Annotated in this window: 7 protein-coding genes and 1 pseudogene; 2 read left to right on the forward strand and 6 right to left on the reverse strand. The window is 74.7% G+C overall.

Annotated features, from left to right (window positions below; translation table 11 throughout):
• Positions 1–140 precede the first annotated feature (140 nt).
• Both LEP48_RS12885 and LEP48_RS12890 read right to left on the reverse strand, forming a co-directional pair.
• On the reverse strand, positions 141–503 hold the full coding sequence (locus tag LEP48_RS12885; RefSeq protein WP_225565998.1) for a CrcB family protein: 363 nt from the start codon (positions 501–503) through the stop codon (positions 141–143).
• Positions 500–961: a FluC/FEX family fluoride channel gene (locus tag LEP48_RS12890; protein ID WP_225565999.1), complete on the reverse strand. Its 462-nt coding sequence runs from the start codon at positions 959–961 to the stop codon at positions 500–502. The genes LEP48_RS12885 and LEP48_RS12890 overlap by 4 nt, the downstream gene beginning before the upstream one ends.
• A gap of 122 nt (positions 962–1,083) precedes the next feature.
• Here LEP48_RS12890 and LEP48_RS12895 point away from each other — a divergent pair, with 122 nt between their 5' ends.
• On the forward strand, positions 1,084–3,213 hold the full coding sequence (locus LEP48_RS12895; RefSeq protein ID WP_225566000.1) for a heavy metal translocating P-type ATPase: 2,130 nt from the start codon (positions 1,084–1,086) through the stop codon (positions 3,211–3,213).
• A gap of 24 nt (positions 3,214–3,237) precedes the next feature.
• Here LEP48_RS12895 and LEP48_RS12900 read toward each other — a convergent pair whose 3' ends face one another.
• The 4 genes from LEP48_RS12900 to LEP48_RS12915 form a co-directional block, all read right to left on the reverse strand.
• Positions 3,238–3,528 (reverse strand): DUF1905 domain-containing protein, encoded by a 291-nt coding sequence (locus LEP48_RS12900; protein WP_225566001.1) that lies wholly within the window; start codon positions 3,526–3,528, stop codon positions 3,238–3,240.
• Positions 3,529–3,560: 32 nt separating this feature from the next.
• Positions 3,561–4,298 (reverse strand): VIT1/CCC1 transporter family protein, encoded by a 738-nt coding sequence (locus tag LEP48_RS12905; protein ID WP_225566002.1) that lies wholly within the window; start codon positions 4,296–4,298, stop codon positions 3,561–3,563.
• A gap of 66 nt (positions 4,299–4,364) precedes the next feature.
• The gene (locus tag LEP48_RS12910; protein WP_225566003.1) at positions 4,365–7,091 is read right to left on the reverse strand and encodes a multicopper oxidase domain-containing protein; all 2,727 of its coding nucleotides are present in this window, start codon (positions 7,089–7,091) and stop codon (positions 4,365–4,367) included.
• A 109-nt stretch (positions 7,092–7,200) separates the two neighbouring features.
• Positions 7,201–8,118: a cation diffusion facilitator family transporter gene (locus LEP48_RS12915; RefSeq protein ID WP_225566004.1), complete on the reverse strand. Its 918-nt coding sequence runs from the start codon at positions 8,116–8,118 to the stop codon at positions 7,201–7,203.
• Between the two features lie 173 nt (positions 8,119–8,291).
• Here LEP48_RS12915 and LEP48_RS12920 point away from each other — a divergent pair.
• Positions 8,292–8,436 (forward strand): annotated as a pseudogene (locus LEP48_RS12920) (superoxide dismutase); the annotation flags it as partial.

Raw genomic sequence — 8,436 nt, forward strand, 5'->3', positions numbered from 1 at the left:
CTGTCGTGTCGCTGGCTGTCGTGTCGCTGGCTGTCGTGTCGCTGGTTCATCGTGTCGCTGGCACGCTGCGGACCGCCGCGGTCGTGCAGCCCGAGTCTCCGTCGTCGGACCGCGTCGAGCAAGCGCCTTCCACCCGGTGGTCAGCCGGTGAGGGCGAGGCCTGCCGCCGCCGCGGCCAGGCACACGACCAGCATCGCGAGCGGGTGCAGGACCGCCGCCACGCCGCGTCCGGCGAGCAGCAGGCGTGCCGCCTCGACGCTCGCGGTGCTGAAGGTGGAGTAGCCGCCCAGGAACCCGACGCCGACCACCGTGACCACGCCGTCGTACCCGGAGCGGGTCACGGTCCACCCGGTCAGCAGGCCGAGCAGGAGGCAGGCCGAGGCGTTCACGACGAACGTGCCCATCGGTGTCGAGAGCCGCTGGCGGTGCGTGACGGCGGAGTCGACGAGGAAGCGGGACGCCGCCCCGAGGCCGCCCGCCAGCGAGAGCAGGAGGACGGTCACGTCGCCGCCCCGTCCCGGCGCGCCGACCAGCGGCGGTGGGCTCGGGAGGCCAGGACGATCCCGGCGGCGGCGGCTGCCACGCCGGTTGCGACGCTGACCAGCGTGTACGTGAGCGCTGCGCCGGCCGCGCCGCCGTCGGCCAGGCGCACCGCCTGGACGGCGAACGTGCTGTACGTGGTGAAGCCACCGAGCACGCCGGTGCCGCAGCCGAGGCGCACGACGCGCCGCCAGCCGCGGTCCGGGCCCCAGCGGGCCAGCGTCTCCAGCAGCGCGCCGAGCGCCAACGACCCGGCGAGGTTGATCCAGAACGTGGTCCACGGCCATCCGCCCGGGGGCGAGGGGAGGGCGTGCTCGATCCCGGCCCGGCCGAGCACGCCCACCATGCCGCCCGCTGCGACCACGCAGGCCATGCCGGCCATGCCGGCCATGGCGACGGTGGGGTGGGAGGGGCGTGGCACGCGCCCAGGCTATCCGGGCCGGGCGGCTGCAAGGGTGCGTCCGCGGCCCGGGTGGAATACCCTGGTGGGGTATGCGGTTGGCGGACGTGTGTACCCCGGAGACTGGTAGGCGAGGAGCGGCGATGACGGCGACAGAGCACCACGAGCACCACGAGCACGGGAACCACGACACCCGCACGGTCCACGACGAGCACGGGCACCACGGGGACCACGCGGGCCATGGAGCTCACGGGAGTCACGCGGGCCACGGCGGACACGCCGGGCACGTCGCACAGTTCCGCCGGCTGTTCTGGGTCATGCTCGCGCTCGCCCTGCCGACGGTGGCGCTGTCCGACGGGTTCGCGATGGTGCTCGGCTACGACCTGCCGGACGCAGCGTGGGTGCCGTGGGTCTCCCCGCTGCTCGGCACGGTGATCTTCGTCTGGGGCGGTCGCCCGTTCCTCACCGGCGCGGTGGACGAGCTGCGCGCCCGCGCGCCCGGGATGATGCTGCTCATCGGCCTGGCGATCACGGTCGCGTTCGCCGCGTCCATGGGCGCGAGCCTGGGCCTGCTCGACCCGCAGCTCGACTTCTGGTGGGAGCTCGCGCTGCTGGTCGTGATCATGCTGCTCGGCCACTGGGTGGAGATGCGCTCGCTCGCGCAGACGACGTCGGCGCTGGACTCCCTGGCGGCGCTGCTGCCCGACGAGGCGGAGCGGGTCGACGGCGACCGGGTCGTGCCCGTCGCACCGTCGGACCTGGTGGTGGGCGACGTCGTCCTGGTCCGCCCCGGCGCGAGCGTGCCGGCCGACGGCCAGGTCGTGGACGGCCGCGCGGAGCTGGACGAGTCGATGGTCACCGGCGAGTCGCGCACCGTGTCGCGGGGTGTCGGCGACGCGGTCACCGCCGGCACGGTCGCGACGGACTCCGCCCTGCGGGTCGAGGTCACCGCGACCGGTGACGACACGGCGCTCGCGGGCATCCGGCGCCTCGTCGCCGACGCGCAGGCGTCGTCGTCCCGCGCGCAGCGTCTCGCGGACCGCGCGGCGGGCTGGCTGTTCTGGTTCGCGCTCGGGGCGGCCGTGGTCACCGCGGTCGTCTGGTCAGCGCTCGGGATGCCGGACGACGCCGTGGTGCGGACCGTCACCGTGCTCGTCATCGCCTGCCCGCACGCGCTGGGCCTGGCGATCCCGCTGGTCGTGTCCATCGCGACCGAGCGGGCCGCCCGCGGCGGCGTCCTGATCAAGGACCGCCTGGCCCTGGAGAGCATGCGCACGGTCGACACCGTCCTGTTCGACAAGACCGGCACCCTCACCAAGGGCGAGCCGGTCGTGACCGGTGTCGTCGCGGCGGGGTCCGAGCCGGGCGCGCTGGACGGCGACGGCGTGCTGGCGCTCGCGGCGGCCGCCGAGGCGGACAGCGAGCACCCGCTCGCGCGGGCGATCGTCCGCGCCGCCGCCGAGCGTGGCCTGCGCGTGCCGCCTGCGTCCGGGTTCTCGTCGTCCCCGGCCGTCGGCGTCACCGCGACGGTCGACGGGCACGAGGTCCGCGTCGGCGGGCCGCGGCTCCTCGACGCGTCCACCGGGCCTGCCGGGCCTGCCGAGCCTGCCGAGCCCGCCGTGGCCCGACGCGCCGGGGCGGGGGACGAGGACGGCACGACGGTGCTGCACGTGCTGCGCGACGGCGTCGTCGTCGGCGAGCTGAGGCTGGCGGACGAGGTGCGGCCGGAGTCCGCGGCGGCAGTCACGGAGCTGCACCGGCGCGGCGTCCAGGTCGTGATGATCACCGGCGACGCGGAGTCCGTGGCCCGCTCCGTGGCGGGCGAGCTCGGCGTCGACCGGTACTTCGCGGGCGTCCGGCCCGAGGACAAGGCCGCGCGCGTGGCGGAGCTCCAGGCCGAGGGGCGCAAGGTCGCGATGGTCGGCGACGGTGTCAACGACGCGCCGGCCCTCGCGCAGGCCGACGTCGGCATCGCGATCGGTGCGGGCACCGACGTCGCCATCGCGTCGGCGGGCGTCGTCCTCGCCAGCGACGACCCGCGTTCGGTGCTGTCGGTGATCGACCTGTCGCGCGCCGGCTACCGCAAGATGACGCAGAACCTGTGGTGGGCGGCGGGCTACAACCTGCTGTCCGTGCCGCTGGCGGCGGGCGTGCTCGCGCCGGTCGGGTTCGTGCTGCCGATGTCGGTCGGGGCGCTGCTCATGTCGGCGTCCACCGTGGTGGTGGCGCTCAACGCCCAGCTGCTGCGCCGGCTGGACCTGCGACCCCGGTGACGGGTGCGCCACCGTGCCGGCACGCTAGACGCCGTCGAGCGTGAGAAGGATGACGACGTCGTCGCCGTCCTGCACGCCCTCGGGGCGGCGCACGGCGTCCTTGAGCGGCACGAGGTAGCCGCCGTCCTTGGGGAAGAGGGACGTGGTGAACGACGTCGCCCCGATCCTGCCGTGCACGGGAATGACGCCCCAGCCGTAGGAGACCAGCGACGCGACGGCCGCGATCTGCTCCGCCTCGGCGTCGGGCACGGCCACGTAGTAGTACGGGGCCGGCCCGCGCCACTGGAACACCTCGCCGCGCACCTCGAGCTCCATGCGCACAGTGTGCCCGGCGCCGAGGTGCGTGCCTAGACGACGCCGGTGGTGCCCAGCAGCGAGCCGAGGCCGAAGGTCGCGCCGAGCGCCAGCGCGCCGCCGACGACGACGCGCGCCATCGACCGGGCGCGCGACGACCCCCCGATCCAGGCCGCGATCGATCCGGCCACGCCGAGGGCGAGGAGCACGACGCCGAACGTGGCCGCGATCTTCCACGGTTCCGGGACGAGCAGCACGGCGGCCATCGGCAGGATGCCGCCGCACAGGAACGCGAGGAGGGACGCCCACGCGGCGTGCCACGGGCTGACGACGTCGTCCGGGTCGATGTTGAGCTCCGCGGACAGGTGGGCGCCGAGCGCGTCGTGGCGGGTGAGCTCGGTGGCGACCTGCCGGGCCGTGGCCTCGCTCAGCCCGCGCTCGCGGTACAGGCCGACGAGCTCGTCGAACTCCTCGTCGGGCATGGTCGCGAGCTCGTGCTTCTCCTTGGCGATGAGCGCCTTCTCGCTGTCCGACTGGCTGGAGACGGACACGTACTCGCCGAGCGCCATCGAGATCGCGCCACCCAGCAGCGCGGCGAGCCCGGCGGTGAGCACCGCGCTGCGCGACGGGGTGGCGGCGGCCACGCCCACGACGACGGCCGCGACCGACACGATGCCGTCGTTGGCTCCCAGCACTCCCGCGCGCAGCCAGTTGAGCCGTTGCGCCAGGCTGCCGACGTGTGGCTCGTCGGCGTGGCCCGTCCGACGGTGCTCCTCCTCGCTGACCGACATGCGCTCAGCACACCACCGGCGCGGCCGAGCCGCCAGACGGTCGCGCGTGCGCAGCGCCGAGGGGCGTCACGGTGCGGTCGCCTCGAAGACGCCGCGGGCGCCGCGCTCGGCGTCGGCCATGACGTGCGTGACGAACGGGTAGTGCCCAGCCTCGGGGAACACGGTCTCGACGAACCCGCCCTGCGCCGGTGCCAGGGAGAGGGCCTGCGAGCCACCGAGTGCGCCGTCGGCCGGGGCGTCGGCGGAACCGAGCAGGTAGGCCCCCTCGGCCCACGTGCGGTCGAACTGCGAGCCGATCACGTGGAACGACGACGCCCGGTTGGGCCCGGCGTCGAGCACCCACACGCGCACCCGCTCGCCGACGGTCGCGGCCAGGGGTTGCGCGGCGTACTGGTCCGCGTACCCGTTGAAGACGACGAGGTCCTCGCCCTGGGCGGCCAGCGCCTCGTCGACGTCGACCGTGCCGCCCTGCGGCCCCAGGTACAGCTCGGACTGGACCATCAGGTAGGAGCGGTCCACCTCGGGCAGGTCGTCGGGCTCGATGACGACGGCGCCCGCCATGCCGTTCGCGATGTGCGCCGTCATGGGCATGGTCGAGCAGTGGTACATCCACACCCCGGCCCGCTCGGCCGTGAACCGGTAGACCAGCGACTCCCCGGGGGCGATGGTCCGCATCGGCTCGTCGGGCGCCAGGGACGACGCGTGGAAGTCGACGGAGTGGCCCATGCTGCCGTGGTTGACGAGCGTGATCTCGAAGACGTCGCCCACCCGGCCGTGCAGCGTCGGGCCGGGGGCCGCGCCGTCGAACGTCCACAGGGTCTGCGTGACGCCTGGGGCGACCTCGACCTCCTGCTCCACGACCTCCAGGGTCCGGCGGTGCACCGTGGGCTCGCCGTCGGCGGGCGCGGCGGGCAGGTCCGGCAGGACGGCGTCGTGCGCCTCGAACCCGGCCGGCGGCTCGGCGCCGCGCACGACGTCGTCGGCCGCGGACCTGCTCGGGTCTGCGGTGCCACCGTGTGCGGACATGTCGTGGCCGGCTGCGTCGCCCGACGTCTCGGCGGACGTGTCGCCGGCGGCGGGCTCGCCCTCGACGCCGACCGCGAACGTCATGCCCATCGCCCGGTGCCCGACGATCGAGCACCAGCCGTCCTGCGGGCCGTCGACGACGCCGACGTCGACGGTGGCGGACTCGCCGGGCGCGAGACGGCCCGAGCTCGCCCCGCCGTCGAGCACGAGGTCGTGCACCTCGGCAGGGTCGGTGTTCGTCACCTCGAGGACCAGGTGGGTGCCGGCGGGCACGGTGACGCCGGCGGGGAAGAACCGCATGTCGCGGGCCTCTACCTCGACGGTGCGCGTCTCGCCGGTCGGTGCCACCGCGGTCGACGCGCCGCCGCTCGTCCGTCCTGCCGCGGAGGCGAGGGCTCCGCCGACGGCCGTCTGGTCCAGTCCGGCACCGAGCGCGACGACGGCGACCACCGCGACCAGGCCCGTCACGGCCTGCAGCGTCCGGCGGGGGGCAGGGGCGTCGTCGGGCGGCGGTGAGGTCGCCGCCCGCCGGGCCGTGCGCATCGCCAGCACCATGAGCGGCAGGAACGCCGCCATCGCCCCGAGGTAGAGCGTGGACGTCAGCACGCGCACGAGCGAGGCGACGGGCAGCGCCGTCACGACCAGGGCGCCGTGCGCCGCCACGACGCGGAACCAGCCGCCGCGGTCCATGACGGCGTGCCCGGCCTTGGCAGCGGCCGGCCCGCGGGACACCGACACGGGCACCAGGTGCGACAGTGCACCGAGCAGCACCGGGGCGGCGACGCCCGCCGCGAGGTAGGGGGCGACGCCGTCGAGCGTGGCGGCGGCCACGGCCCAGCCGCCCCCGGCGGCCGCGCGCGTCGTGCCCACCAGGAGCACCGCCAGGAGCACCACGAACCACACCATGCCCAGCCCCACGGAGGCGGCGGCGAACGTGCGCGGCGGGCGCTTGCGAACGGTGCGCACCAGGGGAACGAACAGCACGACGGTGCCGGCGAGGTAGGCGGCCAGCCCGCCCGCCGTCAGCCACAGCACGTCGACGACGGCGCCGGCCGCGGCGGCGAGCAGCCCCACGACGAGCACCGGCAGCGCCCGCCGGGCGGCGGGCAGGGAGGCGTCGTCCATGCGGGTGCGCAGCAGCGTGGGCCACAGGGTCACGAGCGTGCCGAGGATCGTCAGGCCCATCCAGCCGAGCACGTTGAGCAGGGCGTGGGAGAGGCGCACCTGCACGGCCGTCGTCGAGCCGAGGCCGTGCGCCAGCAGGGTGCCGAGCACCGCGCCGAGCGGGAGCATCGCGGCCGCGGCCACGTAGTAGTGGACCGTGGTCGCGAACCGCGTGCCGAGCGCGCGGCGCAGGCGACGGTAGAGGGCGATGCCGTGCCAGGCGGCGGCTGTCGCGACACCGGCGGCGCCCGCCACGGTCACGGGCCACCAGGCGGTGAGCACCCCCACGACGACGAGGGCCGTCCCGGCGTTGAGGGTGATGAGCCGTGCGTTCTGGCGCCGGACGTCGGACTCGGTGGCGCGCGCGTGCAGCAGCGCGAGGGCGAAGTGCTCGGACCACACGAGGATCGCCTGGCTGATCGCACCGAGGAACAGCAGGTGCAGCATCAGCCAACGAGGTGCGGGCAGCCAGGGGTGCACCAGCGTGGCCACGACCACGAGCAGCAGCCACACGACGACGGGTAGGTCGCGCCAGGGCCGGAACCGCTTGGTGCGGGTCTCCGGCCGTGAGGTCGCGACGAGGGGAAGCTGGGTCCGGGGCACGCCGACGCCTTTCACGAGATGACGTCCGGAGCATAGGTCGTCGTCAACCTGTGCCGGTGTGACGCACGTCCCACCCGGCCAATCTCACAGTCCGGGCCGGCGTCGGTGGTCAGGGATGGGTGGGGTGCTCGTGCTCCGGGTGGGTGTCGGGCTCCACCTGGAACGTGGAGTGCTCCACGGAGACGTCGAAGTGGGTGGCGACGCACTCCTGCAGCTCGTCGAGGATGCGCCCGGCGTGGCCGTCGTTGAAACAGGCGGAGTCGACGACGACGTGCGCCGACAGGGTGGGCAGCCCGGTGGCGATGAGGGAGGCGTGGACGTCGTGCACGCCACGGACGTGGTCCACGCGCAGCAGGTGCTCACGGACCTCGTCGAGGTCGAGGCCCGGGGGAGTCGACTCCAGCAGCACGGACGTGGCGGCGCGCAGCAGGCGCACGGCCCGCGGCAGGATGAGTGCCCCGATGACGAGGGCGGCGACGGCGTCGGCGCCCTGCCAGCCGGTGGTGCTGATGACGACCGCCGCGACGATGACCGCCACCGAACCGAGCGCGTCGTTCGCCACCTCGAGGAACGCGGCGCGCAGGTTGAGGTTGGCGTCGCGGCGGCTCGCGAGCACCGCCATCGCGGTGAGGTTGCCGACCAGCCCGACGATGCCGAAGACGACGAGCTCGGTCGCTGGGATCTCGGGCGGCTCGAGCAGCCGCAGCACGGCCTCGACCAGCACGTACACGCCGACGACGAGCAGCACCGCCGCCTGGGCGAGCGCGGCCAGCACCTCCGCCCGGCGGAACCCCCAGGTGCGCTGCGCCGACGGCGGCCGCAGGGACAGGTGCGCGGCGAACAGGGCGAGGGCGAGGCCACCGGCGTCGGTGAGCATGTGCGCGGTGTCGACCAGGAGCGCGAGGCTGCCGGTGACGACGGCGCCCACGGCCTGCGCGAGCAGCACCACCACCGTGATCCCGAACGCGGCGGCCAGGCGGCCGCGGTGGTCCGTGGCCCCGTGCGCGTGGTCGTGCCCCGCACCCATCTGTGCCGCCCTCCCGCCGGGCCGGTCGGCCCTCTGCTGGCGAGGATACGCAGCCGGGGGCTCGCCCGGGTGGCGGCCCGGGTGGCGGCTCGGGTGTTCGCCCGGAGCGGAGTCCTTTGACCTGGACCACCGTTGAGGTCTTACGGTCAGGACACCCGACGAGAGGACCTGTGATGACGGTCTACACCCTGCCTGACCTGCCGTACGACTACTCCGCGCTCGAGCCGCACATCAGCGGCAAGATCATGGAGCTGCACCACGACAAGCACCACGCCGCCTACGTCACGGGCGCGAACACCGCCCTGGACAAGCTGGCCG

The organism is Isoptericola luteus, from assembly GCF_020297055.1.
Lineage (GTDB): Bacteria > Actinomycetota > Actinomycetes > Actinomycetales > Cellulomonadaceae > Isoptericola > Isoptericola luteus.

Coding starts and splice junctions, on each gene's coding strand:
- LEP48_RS12915 (WP_225566004.1), bottom strand. CDS start 8,118: ATGGGTGCGGGGCACGACCACGCGCACGGGGCCACGGACCACCGCGGC.
- LEP48_RS12900 (WP_225566001.1), bottom strand. CDS start 3,528: ATGGAGCTCGAGGTGCGCGGCGAGGTGTTCCAGTGGCGCGGGCCGGCC.
- LEP48_RS12905 (WP_225566002.1), bottom strand. CDS start 4,298: ATGTCGGTCAGCGAGGAGGAGCACCGTCGGACGGGCCACGCCGACGAG.
- LEP48_RS12895 (WP_225566000.1), top strand. CDS start 1,084: ATGACGGCGACAGAGCACCACGAGCACCACGAGCACGGGAACCACGAC.